The sequence below is a fragment of the Phyllobacterium lublinensis genome, assembly GCF_020164435.1.
GTDB lineage: Bacteria > Pseudomonadota > Alphaproteobacteria > Rhizobiales > Rhizobiaceae > Phyllobacterium > Phyllobacterium lublinensis.
The window spans coordinates 122,475-142,966 of the sequence record NZ_JAIUDQ010000008.1 but is presented as its reverse complement, the minus strand read 5'-3'; the positions used below and the strand labels follow the sequence as shown (position 1 = coordinate 142,966).

Here is a 20,492-nt window from a genome sequence, read left to right as displayed (position 1 = left end):
TCATGAAATGCTACGCTGACATTTCCAAAGATTGCGAGTTCATGTCCACAGCCAAATAAGGCAGGGAGGGGACAAGAAATGGCTGTCGTACTTATTCTGGTTCTTGTAGCGGTTGCGTCAGTTCTGTTTCATCTTTTGAGTCCGTGGTGGTGGACGCCCATAGCGTCAAACTGGCACTACATCGACAATACAATCATCATTACATTCTGGATCACAGGTTTCGTGTTCACCGCAGTGGTGTTGTTTGTCGCCTATTGCGTTTTCCGTTTCCGGCACAAGCCGGGAAACCAGGCACACTACGAACCTGAAAACAGGAAGCTGGAATTCTGGCTTGCCACGGTGACCACCATTGGCGTCGTTGCCATGCTGGCGCCCGGCCTCTTTGTTTGGAATCAGTTCGTCACTGTCCCGAAAGAGGCCACGGAAGTGGAAGTCGTGGGCCAGCAATGGTTATGGAACTTTCGCCTTCCGGGGGCGAATGGCCAGCTCGGGACGTCGGAAACCCGCGATGTAACGGCTGAAAATCCGTTGGGCGTCAACAAGAATGATCCGGCGGGTCTCGATGATATTATCATAGCAGGCGGCGACTTGCATATTCCCGTCGACAAGCCGGTGAAGATGCTGCTTCGCTCGATCGATGTCCTGCACGACTTCTACGTACCGGAATTCAGGGCCAAGATGGACATGGTTCCAGGCATGGTGACCTATTTCTGGTTTACCCCGACCAAGACGGGCAGCTTTGAAATCCTCTGCGCAGAATTGTGCGGCGTCGGGCACCCGCAAATGCGCGGCACCGTCGTTGTCGATACGCCGGAAGATTACCAGACATGGCTGGAACAGCAGCAGACATTCACGCAGATGATGGCGACGGCAAATTGAATGACACGTCCTTCGGGAGAGGACGATCGATACAACAGGGAGGGCCATGATGGTCAATATTCCATCCAGCATTGACGACACCGTCCCCGCCGCGGAAGTCGAGGATGTCGAGCTTTACCATCCACACAGCTGGTGGACGACCTACGTCTTCAGCCAAGACGCGAAGGTCATTGCCATACAGTACTCCATGACTGCCCTGGCGATCGGCCTGGTTGCCCTCGTCCTGTCATGGCTCATGCGGTTGCAGCTGGGTTTTCCCGGTTATTTCTCGTTCATCGACGCAGAACGCTATTATCAGTTCATCACTATGCACGGCATGATCATGGTGATCTATCTTCTTACCGCCTTGTTCCTGGGTGGTTTCGGCAATTACCTCATCCCGTTGATGCTGGGTGCGCGGGACATGGTGTTCCCCTATGCCAACATGCTCAGCTACTGGCTCTATCTGCTCGCAGTGCTCGTCCTTGTGGCAGGCTTCTTCGCTCCGGGTGGCCCGACGGGCGCCGGCTGGACCCTTTACCCGCCGCAGGCCGTGCTTTCCGGCACGCCAGGCGGACAGGACTGGGGCATCATCCTGATGCTGACTTCGCTGATCCTGTTCATCATCGGTTTTACCATGGGCGGATTGAACTACGTGGTCACCGTGTTGCAGGGGCGAGCAAGGGGCATGACCTTGATGCGCATGCCCCTGACCATTTGGGGCATCTTCACCGCTACGGTCATGGCACTGCTTGCCTTCCCGGCCCTCTTCGTTGCCTCGGTCATGATGCTGTTCGACAGGCTTCTCGGTACCAGCTTCTTCATGCCGGCGATTGTGGAGATGGGCGAACAACTGCAACATGGCGGCGGCAGCCCCATTCTCTTCCAGCATCTGTTCTGGTTCTTTGGCCATCCGGAAGTCTATATCGTGGCCCTGCCGGCCTTTGGCATCGTCTCCGACCTGATCAGTACCCATGCGCGCAAGAACATCTTCGGCTATCGCATGATGGTCTGGGCCATCGTCATTATCGGCGCCCTCAGCTTCATCGTCTGGGCGCATCACATGTATGTCAGCGGCATGAATCCGAATTTCGGGTTCTTCTTTGCAACCACGACCTTGATCATCGCGGTGCCCACGGCGATCAAGGTCTATAACTGGGTGCTTACATTGTGGCGCGGCGATATTCACCTCACCATCCCCATGCTGTTTGCACTCGGCTTCATCGTCACCTTCGTCAATGGCGGACTGACAGGTCTCTTCCTCGGCAATGTGGTCGTTGACGTTCCGCTCTCCGATACGATGTTCGTCGTCGCGCATTTCCATATGGTCATGGGCGTTGCGCCGATCATGGTGATATTTGGCGCCATCTATCATTGGTACCCCAAGATCACGGGACGCATGCTCAACGACGTCATGGGGCGGATACACTTCTGGGTGACCTTCCTCGGCGCTTACCTGATATTCTTCCCCATGCATTATCTGGGTCTCCTCGGAGCGCCGCGACGCTATTACGAACTCGGCGAATCGGCGGTAAATCCGCCGTCGGCACACGATCTGAATGTCTTCATCACCCTGATGGCATTGACTGTCGGCGCAGCGCAGATGCTGTTCCTGTTCAATCTGTTCTGGAGCCTGCGCAACGGCAAGGAGGCCGGCGGCAATCCATGGCGGGCGACCACGCTCGAATGGCAGACACCGACGACGCCGCCCCCGCATGGCAATTGGGGCAAGGATCTCCCCGTCGTCTACCGGTGGGCCTATGACTACAGCGTTCCGGGCGCGCCAGAGGATTTCATCCCGCAGAACCAGCCGAATCCCGACCGGATCTCCAGGGAACACATCTCATGAGCGTCATCCTGATCTTTCTGGCAGGGATCGCCGCGATCATAACCTGGTGGATGGCGCAGCAGCGCCTGACATCCAGACCGTGGCTCGAAGCAGGAAGCGTGGGGGATGCTCCCCATGCTCCCCATCTCAATGGCTCGTCCATTGCGACCGCCAAGATCGGCCTCGGGGTCTTCCTGGCGGTTGTGGGTGCCCTGTTCACGCTTTTCATAAGCGCATATTTCATGCGCATGGGGCTTCAGGATTGGTGGGCACTTCCCATTCCGGGCCTTCTGTGGATCAACACGATCGTGCTGATGCTCAGCAGTATTGCCTTGCAATGGGCTAAGGTCGAAGCCCAGAAGCACCATGCCGAAGCCATGCGCGCCGGACTGGTGGCGGGCCTGGTGACTGGTGTCGGCTTTCTGGTCGGCCAGCTGTTCGTATGGCGCGAACTCGTCTCCGCTGGCTATGTACTCGCCGACAATCCGGCCAACAGTTTCTTCTATCTGATCACCGGCATGCACGGCTTGCATATTCTCGGTGGTCTGGTCGCGCTCAGCCGCACCACTTTGAGGGCGTTTGAGGCACAACCGCCGGGCAAGGTGCTCCTTAGCGTCGAACTTTGTGCCATGTATTGGCATTTCATGCTTCTGATCTGGCTGGTCCTGTTTGCCCTGTTCGCAGGGTGGGCAAACGATTTCGTCGATATCTGCCGGCAATTGCTGACATAGGGGGGTTAGAGCCTTTCATGGTTACGCGAAATCATTCTGTTTCTCGTTTGGGGCGGCGGTCCACAAGGAAGGATGCGAAGCTCGATGTGGTGCATCGGGCGAGCGGCCTTACGCCGTGGGCGCCTGCCAAACGGAAACCCGAAGGGCCGGGCCGGTTTGGGGCAAAACCTTCGGCCTCCGGCTTGTCCGGGCGGCCAGCCCGGCCTTCACCGCAGCCCTCGACCTGGACCCAAACCCTCACCGGCAGAATGGTTTCGTGTAACCATGAAAGGCTCTAAGATGCATGAATCTGCAAAGACAACTCCGAGCCCTACCCTCCCCCGGCCATCGGGTCTAAGCGGCTTCGCCTCGGACTGGGCCTCGGACCAGCGAACGTTCAAGAACGTTTCCTGGGGCAAGGCCATGATGTGGATATTCCTCCTCAGCGACACATTCATCTTTGGATGTTTTCTGCTTGCCTACATGACCGCCCGGATGTCGACGACGGTGCCATGGCCAAACCCGAGCGAAGTCTTCGCCCTGCATATCGGCGGCCAGGATGTTCCATTGATCCTCATCGCCATCATGACCTTCGTGCTCATCAGCAGCAGCGGCACCATGGCCATGGCGGTCAATTATGGCTATCGGCGCGATCGTCGCAAGACGGCGGCGCTGATGCTTCTGACGGCGCTCTTCGGCGCGACATTTGTCGGCATGCAGGCCTTTGAGTGGACCAAGCTGATTTCAGAAGGCGTCCGGCCCTGGGAGAACCCATGGGGCGCTCCGCAATTCGGCTCGACCTTTTTCATGATAACGGGATTTCATGGTACCCACGTCACGATCGGCGTCATCTTTCTCCTCATCATTGCGCGCAAGGTCTGGCGCGGGGATTTCGATACGGAAAGGCGCGGCTTCTTCACATCGAGGAAAGGGAACTACGAGATCGTCGAGATAACCGGGCTGTATTGGCATTTCGTCGACCTGGTCTGGGTATTCATCTTTGCCTTTTTCTATCTGTGGTGAGGTAAATCATGGCACAATCCGCAGCACACAGCGCCCAAACGGCCGTCCACGCGCAGGAGCATCAACAGCATCCCATCAAGCTCTACCTGGCGGTATGGGGGCTGTTGTTCGTCCTGAGCTTCTTTTCCTATCTCGTGGATTATTTCCACGTGCAGGGTTATCTCAGATGGACCCTGATCCTGATCTTCATGGTTCTGAAGGCAGGGTTGATCGTTGCGATTTTCATGCACATGGCGTGGGAGCGGCTGGCTTTGATCTATGCCATCATACTGCCACCGGTGATGATCCTTGTCTTCGTGGCACTGATGGTTTCGGAAGCGCACTACACGCTCCTGACCCGGCTGACCTTCTTCGGCGCTGCGCCCTGAAACAAAAATGGCGCGGCCTCATCGGCCGCGCCATTTTTGTTGATCTCCGGATACGACCTGGTTATCGCCCCGCGCTGCTAACGTCGCGCGGCAGTGGTACTATGATCTTCCGGTACAGGTGCCACGTCGCATGTCCGAGGACCGGAATGAAGATGGCCAGTCCGACAAACAGGGTCATGAAACCAATCAACAGAAGCGCCGCAACGATCAGGCCCCAGAGTGCCATCTCGACGGGATTGGTCAACACGGCCTTCACCGACGTGACGACGGCCGACAGTGCGCCGACATCGCGGTCAAGCAGAAGCGGAAACGCAATGACGGTGGTGCACAGAACGACGACGGCAAAGACAAAGCCGATGGCGTTGCCGAGGAGGATCATGCGCATGCCTTCTGGCGTGTAGAACACCTGGTCCAGGAAGGCCTCGATCGATGCCGGTGCCTCAGAACCGAACAGGCTGGTATAAAGGCTTTGAGCCACCAGAATCCATGCAACGAAGAGGACCAGGAGCATGATGCCCACGGCCACGATGGAGGGTATTGCCGGTGAGTGCCGGACTTCGAAAGCATGACTCCATGACGTATCGAGATTGAGTTCGCGCCTTCGGCTGATCTCGTAGAGGCCCAATGCCGCGAACGGCCCTATCAGGGCAAAGCCGGACATCAGCGGAAAAAGCAGCGGCAACAGGTTGGCGCCCGACGTCCACCGCGCGAGAACCAGACCGGCAATCGGATATATCAAGCAAAGAAAAACATAATGTGAGGGCTTATCCCAAAAGTCGTCGAGGCCTTCGCGAAGCGCAGCAAAGACATCGGCCACGCTTATTCGCCTTACCTCGGGATAGACGTTTGTTTCACTTGCACCAGCGATCACATGAAATTGTGCCATGAACAATTCTCCCAAACTCGTTCGGAGCGGGAAAGGCACCCGTGGCACCGTGCAAAGGGCGGACCAGGGGACCTAAACCTGCACAATTCAAAACATACCCTGATTGCGAGCAGTTTGCCAGAGAGCAACTTTCACGACTGCCGCCCATGAGATTTGTCCCCCCTGGGCCCGCAGTATTGCCAAAACACCGGGTAGTTTTTTTGCATTTTTTCAATTTTTTTTGCCGCACCCATACCCTTTGTTAATTGGGCTTCCTACATAATCTTTTGAGGGACATGACGAGTAAAGGGTGATCGTCATCTAACAATGAACACATCTGCGTGTCTTGATTGCAACTACACAATATTACTGCAATCAGTGTCTTGCGCAGCACGGCGACTCACCCGACACTGATGGTTATTCGGCATGCAATCCTCTGAGCGGAGGGGCGGCCCCTTCGGCTCAAATTCCTGTGTGAGTTTGCATGCGGCTGGAGGTTGACAATGACTACGCAAGCGTCCGACGTTTTTAGTCTTTTCTCTGAGATCTACAGCAGCGAGAAGCAGGAAGAGATGAGCCTGCAGGAATATCTCCTCGCGTGCCGCAATGATCCGCGCATGTTCGCCACCGCATCCGAGCGAATGGTTGATGCCATCGGAGAGCCAAGACTTGTCGACACCAGTGCCGACGAACGCCTTGGCCGCATCTTCCTCAATCGCACAATCAAGATTTACCCGGCATTTGCCGATTTCTACGGAATGGAAGACACGATCGAACGTATCGTCGGCTATTTCCGTTACGCGGCCCAGGGCCTGGAAGAACGCAAGCAGATTCTTTACCTGCTCGGCCCCGTCGGCGGCGGCAAGTCTTCGCTGGCCGAGCGACTCAAGCAGCTGATGGAGCACCGTCCCATCTACACGCTGAAGGCCGGCACGCAGATCAGCCCGATATTTGAATCGCCGCTTGGCCTGTTCCACCCAGAGCGCATGTCCGGGCTTCTGGAGGACAAATACGGCATCGCAAGGCGCCGCCTCAATGGCCTGATCTCCCCATGGGCGGCCAAGAGGCTGGACGAATTTGCCGGTGATATTTCCAAGTTCAGCGTCGTGAAGCTCACGCCGTCCCGCTTGCGGCAGATCGGCATTGCCAAGACCGAACCGGGTGATGAAAACAATCAGGACGTTTCGTCGCTTGTCGGCAAGGTGGATATCCGCCAGCTCGAAAACTTCAGCCAGTCGGACCCGGACGCCTATTCCTACAGCGGCGGCCTGAACCGGACGACACAGGGCATGCTGGAATTCGTGGAAATGTTCAAGGCGCCGATCAAGGTGCTGCACCCGCTTTTGACTGCGACCCAGGAAGGCAATTACAACGGCACCGAAAACTTCGGCGCATTCCCGTTCCAGGGCATCATTCTGGCTCACTCCAACGAATCCGAATGGCTGCAATTCAAGAACAACAAGAACAACGAGGCCTTCCTCGACCGCATGTCCGTGGTCAAGGTGCCCTATTGCCTGCGCGTCACGGAGGAAAAGCAGATCTACGAAAAGCTGCTGCGTGAAAGTGAACTGCTCAACAACCCCTGTGCACCGGAAGTACTGGAGATACTCAGCCGTTTCACGGTGTCGACGCGATTGGCCGACCACGAGAATTCTCCGCTTTACACCAAGATGCGCGTCTACGACGGCGAGAACCTGCGTGAATCCGATCCCAAAGCCAAATCGGTGCAGGAATACCGCGATGCTGCCGGCGTCGACGAGGGCATGAACGGCATCAGCACCCGCTTTGCCTTCAAGGTATTGTCGGAAACGTTCAATTACGACACCAAGCAGGTGGCCGCGGATCCGGTGCATCTGATGTATGTGCTCGAACAGTCGGTCAAACGCGAGCAGTTCCCCCAGGAAACGGAAGCGAGCTATCTCGACTTCATCAAGTCCGAACTTGCTTCGCGATATGCCGAGTTCATCGGCCATGAAATCCAGAAGGCCTATCTGGAATCCTACAGCGAATATGGGCAAAACCTGTTTGACCGTTATATCGCCTATGCGGACGCCTGGATCGAGGATCAGGACTACAAGGACCCGGATACGGGCCAGATCCTGAATCGCGGCATACTCGACAGCGAGTTGTCGCAGATCGAAAAGCCAGCAGGCATTGCCAACCCCAAGGACTTCCGTAACGAGGTGGTCAAATTCACACTGCGGGCCAAGGCCAAGAACAATGGCCGCAATCCGTCATGGACGAGTTACGAGAAGTTGCGCGAAGTCATCGAAAAGCGCATGTTCGGCCAGGTCGAGGATCTGCTGCCGGTCATCAGCTTCGGTTCGAAGAAGGATGGGGCCACCGAAAAGCAGCACACGGAATTCGTGCAGCGCATGGTGGAACGCGGTTACACGGAGCGGCAGGTTCGCCGGTTGGTTGATTGGTACATGCGAGTCAATAAGGCGGGCTGATCGCCGAAGAGGGGTGCGTGCATGCCGAACTTCATCGATCGCCGCCTGAATCCCAAGGACAAAAGCCTCAGCAACCGCCAGCGCTTTCTGCGGCGTGCACGGGTTGAGCTGAAACGTTCCGTGCACGAACAGATAAAGGCCGGCAAGATTGTCGATGTCGACGCCGGCCACTCCGTGCCCTTCCCGATTGATGGGACCAGCGAGCCAAGCTTCCAGACCGATCGCAGTACCGGCCGGCGCGAACACGTGCTGCCGGGCAACCGCGACTTCATCTCCGGCGACCGGCTGCCCAAGCCCGGCCAAGGTGGTGGAACCGGCGCTGGTAAGGGCGCCGCGTCCGAAGGTGACATGGAGGACGACTTTCGCTTCGTCCTGTCGCGCGAAGAGGTTCTCGATCTCTTCTTCGAAGACCTTGAACTCCCGGACATGATCAAGTCGAGCCTGAAGGAAGCCGTTACCTTCAAGCCGCGGCGCGCAGGCTTCACCATCGCCGGATCGCCCACCAACATCAATGTCGGCCGCACCATGCGCAACAGCTTTGGCCGCCGCATCGCGCTGCAACGGCCAAAGCAGGCGGCGGTCGATGCCTTGGCCGAGGAAATCGCAAAGCTGGAGGAAAAGGACCCGAAGCCAGGTTCGGCTCCGTTCAAGCGTCTTGAAGAATTGCGGCGGGAGATGGAAGTTCTCGAGCGCCGGCGCAAGGTCGTTGCCTATATCGACCCGGTCGATATCCGCTTCAACCGTTTCGAGCCAATGCCGCTGCCAAATGCAAACGCCGTGATGTTTTGCCTGATGGATGTTTCAGGTTCCATGGGCGAGCGGGAAAAGGATCTCGCCAAGCGCTTCTTCGTGCTTCTGCATCTCTTTCTCAAGCGGCGTTATGATCGCATTGATATCGTCTTCATCCGTCATACCCATCAGGCCCATGAGGTCGATGAGGAGACTTTTTTCCGCAGCACACAGAGCGGCGGAACTGTCGTATCGACTGCCCTTGAGGAAATGCAGCGGATCATTCTCGACCGCTATCCCAGCAGGGACTGGAACATCTATGCCGCGCAAGCGTCCGACGGTGACAACCTTGCGGGAGATTCAGATCACTGTGTCAACCTTTTGAACAACGAGTTGATGAAACTTTGCCAATATTATGCTTATGTCGAAATTCTGGATGAACGCGAAAGTGCGATATTCCGATCGACCGATAATGGCACCTCGCTCTGGCGCTCCTATCGTCTTGTCGGAGAAAACTGGCGGAATTTCCAAATGACGCGCATAGCAAAACCTGGAGATATCTACCCCGTCTTCCGTCAGCTTTTCGCTAAGCAGTCAACGGCTGCCAAGAACAGCTGAGGGTGACAGCACATGAGCAAGAGTGCGCGACCGTCTGACCTTCTGTTTCATGGTTCCGATTGGAGCTTTGCGACCTTGTCCCGCACCTATGATGCGATCAAGGAAATTGCCCTCGATGACCTTGGTCTGGATTGCTATCCGAACCAGCTGGAAATCATTTCATCCGAACAGATGCTCGACGCCTACTCGTCTAACGGCATGCCTCTGATTTACCAGCATTGGTCATTCGGCAAGCATTTCGTCTACGAGGATTACCTGTACCGCAAGGGCCGCCGCGGCCTGGCCTACGAGATCGTGATCAATTCCAATCCCTGCATCAGCTATCTGATGGAAGAGAACACGATGGCGCTCCAGGCATTGGTGACAGCGCACGCCGCCTTCGGACACAATCACTTCTTCAAGAACAATTACCTCTTCAGGCAATGGACGGATGCCAGCGCGATCCTGGACTACATGGAGTTCGCCAAGGGCTATGTAACGCGCTGCGAGGAACGGTATGGTTTCGCCGAGGTCGAATCCATTCTTGACGCTGCCCATACATTGATGGACCAGGCCGTATTCCGTTACCGGCGGCCGCCACGCATTTCGTCGGCAAAGGAGCAGGCGCGCGCTCGCGAAAGACTGGAATATGAAGAACGCGTCTTCAGCGACCTGTGGCGAACCCTGCCGCATTCCAAGCAGAGCAGCGATCCGGATGAGGAGGAACGCGACGCGCAGGAACGCAAGAAGTCCCTGAACCTGCCGGAAGAGAACCTGCTTTACTTCCTCGAGAAGAACAGCCTTATCCTTGAGCCATGGCAGCGGGAAATCCTGCGTATCGTCCGCATCGTCGCTCAATATTTCTACCCCCAGCGGCAAACCAAGGTGATGAACGAGGGATGCGCCACCTTCGTCCACTACACCATCATGAACATGCTGTTTGACAAGGGTCGGATCAGCGAAGGGCACTTGCTGGAGATGCTCCACAGTCACTCCAACGTTGTCTTTCAACCGGGGTTCGACGACCCTCGATATTCGGGCCTCAATCCCTATGCGCTCGGCTTCGGCATGATGCAGGATATCGAACGGATCTGCATGACCCCGACGTCCGAGGATCGTGACTGGTTTCCTGAATTTGCCGGCAATGGCGACTGGCGCGCCACACTCCTGGATGCATGGGCCAATCACCGGGACGAGTCGTTCCTGCTGCAATATCTCAGCCCGGCCCTGATCCGGAAAATGCGGCTCTTTGCCTTGGATGACGAGGCAAAGGAAAATCACTACAAGGTGGCCTCGATCCACAATGAACGGGGTTATGAAAAGGTTCGCAGCTCGCTCGCCCGGAACTACGATCTCGGCATGATCCAGCCGAACATCCAGGTCGTGGATGTCGATCTTCTCGGCAATCGGCAGTTGCGCCTGCAGCACACGGTCCGCGAGGGGATCGTTCTCAGCGAGAGCACGCGTGACGCAACGTTGCGGCACGTACGTCGTCTCTGGGGATATGATGTGAGCCTGGTTGGGGTCGAGGGAAACTCGGACAGGGTCATTTACGAGACCTCCACTGATAAGCTCTCTGGGTAGCGGACTCTTGCTGCGCAAGCGACCACGAGGAGACGCCGGTGCCGAAAAGCAAGGCAATGCTCGTACGGATAAAGGGAAGAGTCCAGGGTGTCAGCTTTCGCCTCTGGACACGGACGGAAGCCGAGAAACTCGGACTGACGGGTTGGGTGCGCAACGAGGATGATGGAAGCGTCTCCGCCCTTGTCGTCGGACCCGATGCAGCGATGGAGACAATGTTGGCGCTGTTCTGGAAGGGCCCGCCCGGTGCATCGGTTGTGAGTGTTGCGATCGAGGATGCGGGCATGAACGAAATACCAGAAGCCTTCATTATTACCCGCTGACGTTGGTCATATATCTTGGGTGTCATCGTTGCACTTCGGAAACGGTCTCAATGCGTCGCTTGATACTTCTTCGCCACGCCAAATCGGACTGGTCCGGGCAGGTCGATGATCATGACCGCCCGCTTGCCGAGCGTGGCCGGGCGGCCAGTCCGCAAATGGGCAGATACCTGGCAAAAGAGAATCTACGGCCCGACCTCGCCGTGGTATCGACGGCACTGCGCGCACGGCAAACATGGGAAAGCGCGCGCAGCGCATTCAAGCGCAACGTTCCTGAGACGGTCGAACCGCGACTCTACGACGCCGCGCCTGCGAAAATCATCGATATCATCCGGCAAACCCCGGCTGAAGTGCAGGTGCTACTGCTGGTTGGACACAATCCAGGTTTTCATGAACTCGCACTCGGGCTTATCGGGAAGGCGGATCCGACCGAGATGGCGAGGCTGCAACGCAAGTATCCGACGGCGGGACTGGTGGTGATCGATTTTGATGTGGACATCTGGACTGAACTGCGCGAACACCAGGGCCGGCTTGAGCGATTTGCAACACCGGCATCCCTTCAAAAATAACGCCCGCAACCGCCAATCCGCACTGGCAAGTCGTCCGGAATTGATCGATAAATTCGTTGCCGGTTTACGCCGATGTGTTCACGTGAGGCTGGTCATGATACGCTCGGAAACTGGCATTGAAATGAAGCCATGCGCCCGCTGTTCAGCTCGCATTGCTCTGGGTGTCGATCATTTTACAAAGAAGCTGGAGAACTGAGATGGGCCTTCGTATCAACGATACCGCACCGGATTTCACCGCCGAAACCACGCAGGGAGAAATCCATTTCCACGATTGGATCAAGGACAGCTATGCGGTGCTGTTCAGCCATCCGAAGAACTTTACACCTGTCTGCACCACTGAACTGGGCTATATGGCCGGCCTTGCCCCTGAATTCGCCAAGCGGAACGCCAAGATCATAGGTATTTCCGTCGATCCTGTCGAAAGCCATTCCAAGTGGAAGGCGGACATCAAGGCGGCGACCGGTCATGAGGTTGACTATCCGCTCATTGGCGACAAGGACCTCAAGGTAGCCAAGCTATACGACATGCTGCCGGCCGAGGCAGGCGACACGTCGGAGGGGCGCACCCCCGCCGATAACGCAACCGTACGTTCCGTCTTCGTGATCGGGCCTGACAAGAAGGTGAAGCTAACGATCACCTATCCGATGACGACCGGCCGCAATTTCGATGAGATTCTGCGCGCCATCGACAGTATCCAGTTGACCGCAAAACATCAGGTGGCGACGCCCGCCCAATGGAAACAGGGGGAGGATGTCATCATCACGGCTGCCGTATCGGATGACGATGCAACACAGCGCTTCGGTAGCTTCGAGCGGGTACTGCCTTACCTGCGCAAGACCAAACAGCCGACGAACTGAGTTCGAGCAACTGCCAGATTGCTGTCGGGCCAGCCACCACGGCCCGGCAGCCGGATGCGACGTAAACCTGCAAATCTGAACAACACCGCTACGCCGTCGAAAACACCACCCTGTCGACTTCCTGAAAGGTACGGGAATGGCAAGGAAAAGCCGGGACTTGAAGGTTACGCGCTTGGAGCGGGCGAGTCTCTATGCCGCGCGTCGTTTCCTTGACCGTTCGCTTGAGGAGGCGCTGAAGCTTCGAATCCCCTTCGATGTTTATTTCCAGGATCCGCAGGTCGCGGATGAAAATCCCAAGCTCGCGTTCGACGAAGATGGTTTCGTTCCGTGGGAGCCCGGCATTGGCGACGGCCCCACCAGTGCCCGCTTTGCCATTGTCGATTACGATGGAAGCACCGAGATCCTGGCGCCTCCGGCACGCTGGGTCGAGGAGCTCAACGCCTTCGTTGACCCCTCGGGAAAACTGCTGGATCGGCACAACAAGGAATCGCTGCAGTTCCACCAGGTGAATGTGTGGGCAATCCTGCAGAGGGCTCTGGACTTCTTCGAGAACGGTTTCGGCCTCGGACGATCCATCCCCTGGGGCTTTGACGGCAGCCGGCTGATTGTCGTTCCCCATGCCGGATATGGGGAGAACGCCTTCTATGACCGGCAAAGCAAATCGTTGCAATTCTACTATTTCGACCGTGGCAAGGAGCGTATTCTCACATGCCTTTCGACCGACATCGTCAATCATGAATTCGGTCACGCGGTGCTTGACGGCATAAGGCCGCATTTCATCGAATCCGTTCTTCCCGAGACGGCGGCATTTCATGAATTCATGGGCGACCTTACTGCGATCCTCATCGCATTCCGCAACAACGCCTTTCGCCAGCAACTCATTGCCGACACGCAAGGCGACCTTGAGAGTGAAAGCACGCTCTCGCGACTTGCTGAGCAGTTTGGAAGACATGTGGCGAACCAGCCCTACCTGCGCAGCGCCAGAAACGATTTGAAATATGCAGATGTTGCGAACGATCAGCGGCCCCATCACATGTCGCAGGTTCTTACCGGATCGATGTTCGACATCGTGCTGCGCCTGTCGAAATACTACGTGACCGAACGCAACCGCACCGTGCCCCAGGCCTTCTGGGATACCATCCAGCGTATGCAGGACATGGCCGTCCAACCGCTCGATCTGCTTCCGCCTGTTGACGTCACATTCCGGGATTATGCGTTGGCGGTGCTGCGCGCGGAAGAAATCGCCAATCCGACCGACCCGGACGGTTATCGCCTCATGATGCTAGATGTCTTCGAGCGCCGGGGTATCCTGCAACCGTCCGAAACAGCGAGGCTCAAGCTCTCGCGCCATGTGTTTGATCGTCTGGATCTCGACGTTTTTCATGACGTAGAGACGATCGCCAGCTCGAAGGCGGAAGCCTATCGCTTCCTCGACGACAACCGCAGTGCGCTGTTCATTCCCTATGATGCTGACGTCACCGTTGCTGATCTTTGCACCGCACAGAAACTCACACGGCAAGCGCGCCGTCAGCCAAGGCAAATTCTGCTGCAATATATCTGGCGGGAAGACATCATACTCCAGGGCGATCAGTTTGGCCGGTTCAAGGGACAGATGGCGAGCCTGCTATGCGGAGCCACACTGGCACTCGATGAAAACGGCAACGTCCTCGCATGGGCGCGCAAGCCCGGTACACTGCCACTTGCCCGCAAGGGCAAGGCTGCCGAGGACGAGGCGCGGGAAGGAAAGAGGCGGCGCGACGCATTTCTTGCCGCCCTGGCATTGCGCGTCAAGGCGGGACGCATAGCCTCCGCCATTGGCGGCGAAAAAGGATTGCTGCCCAAGAGCGTGGCCCCGATTACCTCCCGCGTGGTCAATGGGGCCGTCCGGTTCGAACTTTCCCCGCATGTTGGCATCCACGACGACGAGCATGATGAGCTGGGAGGCCGGTCATGCCAGATAAGCTCCTAGTAAGGGCCTATAATGTCGAAGTCGGCGATTGCCTGTATTGCCGGATTCCGAACGCCCATATCTCCAGCGGCGCCATCGACGATTTTCACATATTGATCGATTGCGGATCCCTGGGGGGCATCGGCCACCTGAGGACGGCCATCGAGAATCTGCAGACCATGCTGCCCGACGCGGGGAGCGGCAAGAAACGCCTCGACCTGCTGGTCGTCACGCACGAGCACAAGGATCACATTGCCGGCTTTGATCCCGCGCTGTTCAAGAACATCAAGATCGAGAACATCTGGATGAATGCGGCGATGGATCCAGAGCATCCGCAGGCCTCCGCAACCCATCAGCTGTATGAGATGGCGACCATGGCCCTGCGCGGCATTGCGCGCCTGAATGTCGCCCTGAGCCCCGAATTGCAGGGGCTGGTCGCGCTTTATGGCGTGGACAATGACGACGCCATGGAGGCACTGCGCGTTACCCTGCCCGATGCCAACGGCATAAGACCCACTTACGTCCATGCCGGAATGACTCCTGCCCAGCTCGGTCTGCCGACGCTGACCGGCGCCGCAATCAAGGTGATCGGCCCGGAACAGGACATCGACCGCTTCTATCTGGGCAAGGATGCCGACGAGATACTCCGCGGCTTTTCATCTTCGATCATTTCGTTGCGAAACCCGCCAGGGGAAAAAACGGAGGTGTTTCCTGGCAATATCGGCAAGGCTGATTTCCGTCAGCTTCAATCGCGCATGATGTCTGGTGCTTTCGCATTTGCCGAACTGTCGAGTACCGTCACCAACAATACGAGCGTCGTCCTGCTCGTTGAATGGCAAGGCAAACGCCTGCTCTTCGTTGGGGATGCCGAATGGAACACGGTCTTTCGCGAGGGCAAGATGAATGGTGCATGGAACGTCATGTGGCACCAACGCAAGTCCGAGCTGAACGCGCCGATCGATTTCCTGAAGATAGGCCATCACGGCAGCGAGAATGCGACGCCGTGGAATGAGCAGGCCAACGGGCCGGTGACCGAGCCCGGCGCAATCCTCGATGCGATCCTGCCGCTGCCCGCCAGTAATTCGCGCCCCAAGGCGAAGGCAATCGTTTCGACAATGCGCAAGAACTACGAAACCATACCCCGTTCAGAGCTCCTCAAGGAGCTCGGACGGCGGGTACGAAACGTTCGAAACTACCAGCAACGTCTGGGACCTGCCGCATCCGACCTGCCGAAATATGACGAATTCGAAAAGAACTGGCTTGGGGCGTCCCAGCCCTGGCGCACGGATTGCGAGCATGCTTTGAACGGCAAAAATTTTGTTGATGTCGAGATCGAAAGCTAGCCAAGCAAAACTCTTTGCATGGCTGGAGACGTTCTAAAACATAAATATTGACGGCAAAACTCATAAAATAATAGAAGGCACGAACCTCCCCATCGGAGTGACGAGAATTGCGCTTTATGGGCAAGGCGTCTCCGGTTCCCTTCGAGCTGAGGGCCGGCCTGTATTGTCGCTATATTTTTTGAGGATTGCAGATCATGACATTGAAGACAACGCTGTTGGCTCTCATGGCCGCCATTCTGACGATGGCAACGCCGGCGGCCGCTGAAAAGACGGTCATTACCGACGTCACGGGCCGGAAGGTCGAACTGGAATTGCCGGCCAAGCGCGTTCTTGTCGGCGAGGCGCGCCAGATCCATGTGATCGCGACCCTGAAGGGCGAGGATCTGTTCGATACCATCATCGGCTGGCGCGATGACATGATCAAGAAAGACCCGGATTCCTATGAGGCCTATCGTGAGCGCTTCCCGGCGCTCGCGGACCTGCCGCAGATCGGCTATATCCCCAGCGGCACCTTCAGTCTGGAGGCCGCCATCGCGCTCAAGCCGGACGTCCTGACACTCAACCTTGAATCGCAGAAATCCGCCGAGGAATCGGGTACCGAGGAAAAGGCCGCCGCGGCCGGTATCGCTATCGTCTATCTCGATTTCCGGGTCGATCCGGCAAAGAACAGCGAAAAAAGCATCGAGCTGCTCGGCAGCATCTTTGGAGAGCCGGAGAAAGCGCAGGCACTCATCGATTATCGCCGCGCCCAGATCGCCCTCGTCACGGATCGCCTGGCCAAGGCAGGCGACCTTGCCCGCCCCAAGGTCTTCGTCGAACGCTCACCAGGTATCTCGGGAGACAATGTCTGCTGCCGTACCTTCGGTCCGGCCAATTTCGGGGAAATGGTGGACCAGGCAGGCGGCCACAACATCGCGACCGACGTGTTGAAGACGACCTTTGGCGATCTCAATCCCGAGCAGATCATCGTCAGCAATCCTGATCATGTGATCGTCACCGGGGCCAACTGGTCGGCCGAATCCGACATCAATCAGTTTGTCCATGTCGGGCGCGGAGCCGACCCCGCCAATGCGCGCGCCAAGCTGGAAGCCTTGATGCAGCGCCCCGCATTTTCCAGTCTCGCGGCGGTCAAGAACGGCAATGTTCATGCCGCGTGGCACCAGTTCTACGGCGTTCCCTACGAGTTCATTCCGATCCAGCAATTTGCCAAATGGTTTCACCCGGAGCTCTTTGCCGATCTTGATCCGGACAAGAACTTCCGGGAGTTTCATGAACGGTTTCTGCCCGTCGCCTACCGTCCGGGATATTTCGTGTCCCTTCCTCCGGGTGGAGAGTGATGGTTCCTGTGGCAGACCGGATTTCCGGCGCTGAAGGACATGGACGCTACCGAGCGCTCGTCCTGCGCCGGCTGGTGTTGATTGGCGGGCTGTGCGTTGCGCTGTTCCTCTCTGTGGCCGTCGACATGGCGCTCGGTCCGGCAAACTACGCGCTCTCCGATGTATTCAGGGCCCTGTTTCAACCTGCTGCAGTCAGCGATCAATTGCGGGTGATCATCTGGGATATCCGCATGCCGATCGCCTTGATGGCGGTTACCGTCGGCGCATCGCTTTCGGTTGCGGGCGCCCAGATGCAGACCATCCTTGCCAATCCCTTGGCCAGCCCCTTCACGCTCGGTATTTCCGCCGCGGCGGGATTCGGCGCAGCCCTCGCATTGGTTGGCGGGATCGCTGTGTTCCCTGTAGCGACGCAGTTCATGGTGCCGGTCAACGCCTTCCTGATGGCGATGCTGGCGGCGCTGTTCATCCATTTCGCCTCGACCATGCGCGGCGTGACGGTGGAAACGATCGTACTTCTCGGAATCGCCCTGGTCTTCACTTTCAACGCCCTGCTGGCCCTGCTTCAGTATCTCGCCTCCGAACAGGCGCTCGCGGCGGTCGTGTTCTGGACGATGGGCAGCCTCACTAAGGCCACCTGGCCCAAGGTTTGCATCACCACCGCCGTTCTGGCGGTTGCACTCCCGCTCTTCGCCCGCCGCGCCTGGGCGTTGACAGCCCTGAGGCTCGGCGAAGACAAGGCGGCAAGTTTTGGCATCAATGTGCGCCGCCTGCGGCTTGAGACCATGATGATGGTAAGCCTGCTTGCCGCCATACCGGTCTCCTTCGTCGGAACGATCGGCTTTGTCGGTCTTGTCGGGCCCCATATCGCGCGCATGCTCGTTGGCGAAGACCAGCGCTTCTTCCTGCCGGCGTCGGTGATCTGCGGGGCACTGCTCCTGTCGGCCACGTCCGTTGTCAGCAAGACGCTCATTCCGGGTGCCGTTCTTCCCATCGGGATCATCACGGCACTCGTCGGGGTTCCCTTCTTCTTTGCCCTCATTTTCACACACCGGAGGCGTTCGTGGTAGGTTTGGTGCTTGAGGGTCTCGGGGCCAGATACGGTAAACGTGTCGTCCTCTCCGGTGTGGATACCGGCCTGCTGTCGGGCGGCGGCATGACTGCCGTGATCGGACCAAATGCGGCGGGCAAATCGACCCTGTTCAAACGCATTGCCGGGCTTATTTCCGGACCCGGCGTCGTGCATCTGTGCGACACCGCCGAGGGCAAGGATACGATCTGCTACATGCCGCAGGACACCGGAGCCAATGCGGTGCTCACGGTTTACGAATCCGTTCTGCTCGCGTCCAAGCAGGGTTCCGGCTGGAAAGTGCAGGATAGTGAGCTGCATGAAATCGACCGTATCCTCGCGGCCCTCAAGATCGATGATCTCGCCTTCCGCAGCCTCGGCGAACTGTCCGGCGGTCAGCGGCAGCTCGTTTCCATTGCACAGGCGCTCGTCCGCAAACCCGAAATCCTGCTGATGGACGAACTGACCTCGGCACTGGATCTTTTTCGGCAGGTGGAAGTCTTGGGCTTCATGAAGGACCTCGCCGCCCGTTCGAACATGGCAGTGATGATTGCACTGCATGATCTGAACCACGCCTTGCGCTACTGCGACAACACGATCGTCATTGCCAATGGAACAATGATTGCGAGCGGTCCGACCAGCGATGTCATCACACAAGAGCTGCTGCGCGACGTCTACCGTGTCGACGCCCGGATCGAGAATTGCTCGCAGGGGCGACCGGTCATCATCGTCGACGGATCCTTGACCTAGAGCGATCCATCGCCGTCGGCGAGCTGGACGAGAGTCCAGCACACACCTGCCGCAGCCATCGACAACAGCGACGCTATCCACACATGGGCACTGAACCTGACTGTGCCCAGGGCTGATGCGTAGACTGCCTTGGCCAGCGTGTTGGACAGGACTGCAAGGGCAATTGCCAGCGACGCGGTTGGAGCCGAGAGGGTCTGAAGCATGCCGGTCACTGTAACTGTGGCCGCGTCCACATCGGCAAGTCCGGAGAGTGCGGAAGCTATCAGCAGCCCTTCATCACCAAAGAACTGGCTTGCAACGCGAACCACAAAGCCTACCCCGACCAGAAGCAGCGCCATTTTGATGACCTCGGCCAGATCGAAGGGGTTCTTCACACTGAGTTCCGGATGTTCGGCCGTGCTCCGTCTTGCTATCAGAAATGCATAGCCAAGCATCGTCGCGGCTCCAGCAACCAGGACCGGCAGCAACAGCATCGAGAGTGGCCGCCCCAACATGACTACCAGCAACAGGGTGCGCAGCATGGAGATACCTCCAGCACTGATAGCGCCAGCAGCGAGAGGTCGGGCCAGGTCTTCCGTCGTGGACCGGCGGGCGTTCGAAACAGTGGTGGCAGTGGACGATATCAGCCCTCCAACGGCTCCTCCGACTATTTCGCCCTTGGCACTGCCAAGGACGCGCACGGCGGCGTAGCCGCAGAAGGAAATTGCCGCGAGTGAAATGACCATTGTGAGAATTCTGGACGGCGAAATACCGCCGAAGGGTCCTATCGGTTCAGACGGGACAATGGGAAGGATGACGAAGGTCAGGGCGAGAAGAATGACCGCTGAACGCAGCTCCGTCCAGCGAAGCTTTCGCATGGCCGCGTGCAGGAATTCCCGGCTTGCAAGCACGGCGACGAGGATCACGCCCCCCGCTGACGCGACTGTCATGTCGCCAAGAACGGCAATGACGGCAAAGGAAAAGGTGAGCATTGCTGCAACCACCGATGTCACGCTGTAATTTTGCTCGGCAATTGCTTCTCGCAACTGGAACAGCGTAAAGACGAAAGTAAGCGTAATCAGAAACCCGATGACGACTATTCCGGAGAAACCGCCGGGAGACGCGATCGAATGCTCGAGGAGCCCGGCCACGCCGCCCAACATGCCGATCAGCGTGAATGTGCGAATTCCGGCGGTGCGGGTACCGTCGTCTTCATCCTTCTCGCGCCAGTGCCGCTCCACGCCAACGGCTGCGCCGATCGCGATCGCCAATCCCATGCGTTGAAATATTTCAAGATCTTCCATGGCAGGA

18 protein-coding genes are annotated in these 20,492 nt (G+C 57.6%); 16 read left to right on the top strand and 2 right to left on the bottom strand.

Annotated features, from left to right (window positions below):
• The first annotated feature begins 78 nt into the window (after positions 1-78).
• The 5 genes from K9U38_RS12450 to K9U38_RS12430 all read left to right on the top strand — a co-directional run bounded on the left by K9U38_RS12450 (position 79) and on the right by K9U38_RS12430 (position 4,787).
• The gene (locus K9U38_RS12450) at positions 79-879 is read left to right on the top strand and encodes a cytochrome c oxidase subunit II (RefSeq protein ID WP_224494653.1); all 801 of its coding nucleotides are present in this window, start codon (positions 79-81) and stop codon (positions 877-879) included.
• A gap of 49 nt (positions 880-928) precedes the next feature.
• Positions 929-2,707 carry a cytochrome c oxidase subunit I gene (gene ctaD / locus K9U38_RS12445; protein WP_224494652.1) on the top strand — a complete coding sequence of 593 codons (1,779 nt, stop codon included), beginning with the start codon at positions 929-931 and terminating at the stop codon, positions 2,705-2,707.
• The gene (locus K9U38_RS12440; RefSeq protein WP_224494651.1) at positions 2,704-3,417 is read left to right on the top strand and encodes a cytochrome c oxidase subunit 3; all 714 of its coding nucleotides are present in this window, start codon (positions 2,704-2,706) and stop codon (positions 3,415-3,417) included. The genes ctaD and K9U38_RS12440 overlap by 4 nt, the downstream gene beginning before the upstream one ends.
• Before the next feature lie 279 nt (positions 3,418-3,696).
• Entirely contained in the window at positions 3,697-4,419 is a 723-nt protein-coding gene (locus K9U38_RS12435; RefSeq protein WP_224494650.1) for a heme-copper oxidase subunit III family protein, read from the top strand.
• Between the two features lie 8 nt (positions 4,420-4,427).
• Entirely contained in the window at positions 4,428-4,787 is a 360-nt protein-coding gene (locus K9U38_RS12430) for a cytochrome C oxidase subunit IV family protein (protein ID WP_224494649.1), read from the top strand.
• 61 nt (positions 4,788-4,848) lie between these two features.
• On the opposite strand, the gene K9U38_RS12425 is transcribed toward K9U38_RS12430, so the two are convergent.
• Positions 4,849-5,673: a DUF2189 domain-containing protein gene (locus K9U38_RS12425; RefSeq protein ID WP_224494648.1), complete on the bottom strand. Its 825-nt coding sequence runs from the start codon at positions 5,671-5,673 to the stop codon at positions 4,849-4,851.
• 482 nt (positions 5,674-6,155) lie between these two features.
• Between K9U38_RS12425 and K9U38_RS12420 the strand changes: the two genes are divergently transcribed.
• The 11 genes from K9U38_RS12420 (at position 6,156) to K9U38_RS12370 (ending at position 19,202) form a co-directional block, all read left to right on the top strand.
• Complete coding sequence (locus tag K9U38_RS12420; protein ID WP_224494647.1) at positions 6,156-8,105, top strand: PrkA family serine protein kinase; 1,950 nt, start codon at positions 6,156-6,158, stop codon at positions 8,103-8,105.
• A 21-nt stretch (positions 8,106-8,126) separates the two neighbouring features.
• On the top strand, positions 8,127-9,452 hold the full coding sequence (locus K9U38_RS12415) for a YeaH/YhbH family protein (protein ID WP_224494646.1): 1,326 nt from the start codon (positions 8,127-8,129) through the stop codon (positions 9,450-9,452).
• Positions 9,453-9,464: 12 nt separating this feature from the next.
• Positions 9,465-11,015 carry a SpoVR family protein gene (locus tag K9U38_RS12410; RefSeq protein WP_224494645.1) on the top strand — a complete coding sequence of 517 codons (1,551 nt, stop codon included), beginning with the start codon at positions 9,465-9,467 and terminating at the stop codon, positions 11,013-11,015.
• A gap of 56 nt (positions 11,016-11,071) precedes the next feature.
• Complete coding sequence (locus K9U38_RS12405) at positions 11,072-11,335, top strand: acylphosphatase (RefSeq protein WP_224494691.1); 264 nt, start codon at positions 11,072-11,074, stop codon at positions 11,333-11,335.
• A gap of 50 nt (positions 11,336-11,385) precedes the next feature.
• On the top strand, positions 11,386-11,901 hold the full coding sequence (locus K9U38_RS12400) for a SixA phosphatase family protein (RefSeq protein WP_224494644.1): 516 nt from the start codon (positions 11,386-11,388) through the stop codon (positions 11,899-11,901).
• Between the two features lie 197 nt (positions 11,902-12,098).
• Positions 12,099-12,758 (top strand): peroxiredoxin, encoded by a 660-nt coding sequence (locus tag K9U38_RS12395; protein WP_224494643.1) that lies wholly within the window; start codon positions 12,099-12,101, stop codon positions 12,756-12,758.
• A 136-nt stretch (positions 12,759-12,894) separates the two neighbouring features.
• Positions 12,895-14,727 (top strand): gluzincin family metallopeptidase, encoded by a 1,833-nt coding sequence (locus K9U38_RS12390; protein WP_224494642.1) that lies wholly within the window; start codon positions 12,895-12,897, stop codon positions 14,725-14,727.
• On the top strand, positions 14,709-16,049 hold the full coding sequence (locus tag K9U38_RS12385; protein ID WP_224494641.1) for an MBL fold metallo-hydrolase: 1,341 nt from the start codon (positions 14,709-14,711) through the stop codon (positions 16,047-16,049). The genes K9U38_RS12390 and K9U38_RS12385 overlap by 19 nt, the downstream gene beginning before the upstream one ends.
• A gap of 194 nt (positions 16,050-16,243) precedes the next feature.
• Positions 16,244-17,386, top strand: coding sequence for an ABC transporter substrate-binding protein (locus K9U38_RS12380; RefSeq protein WP_370631912.1), 1,143 nt, complete (start codon positions 16,244-16,246; stop codon positions 17,384-17,386).
• Positions 17,386-18,453, top strand: coding sequence for a FecCD family ABC transporter permease (locus tag K9U38_RS12375; RefSeq protein ID WP_224494640.1), 1,068 nt, complete (start codon positions 17,386-17,388; stop codon positions 18,451-18,453). The genes K9U38_RS12380 and K9U38_RS12375 overlap by 1 nt, the downstream gene beginning before the upstream one ends.
• Positions 18,447-19,202 (top strand): ABC transporter ATP-binding protein, encoded by a 756-nt coding sequence (locus tag K9U38_RS12370; protein WP_224494639.1) that lies wholly within the window; start codon positions 18,447-18,449, stop codon positions 19,200-19,202. Before K9U38_RS12375 ends, K9U38_RS12370 begins: the two co-directional genes overlap by 7 nt.
• Here the strand turns inward: K9U38_RS12370 and K9U38_RS12365 are convergent.
• Positions 19,199-20,485: an MgtC/SapB family protein gene (locus K9U38_RS12365; protein WP_224494638.1), complete on the bottom strand. Its 1,287-nt coding sequence runs from the start codon at positions 20,483-20,485 to the stop codon at positions 19,199-19,201. The two genes, K9U38_RS12370 and K9U38_RS12365, sit on opposite strands and share 4 nt — an antisense overlap.
• Between the last annotated feature and the right edge of the window lie 7 nt (positions 20,486-20,492).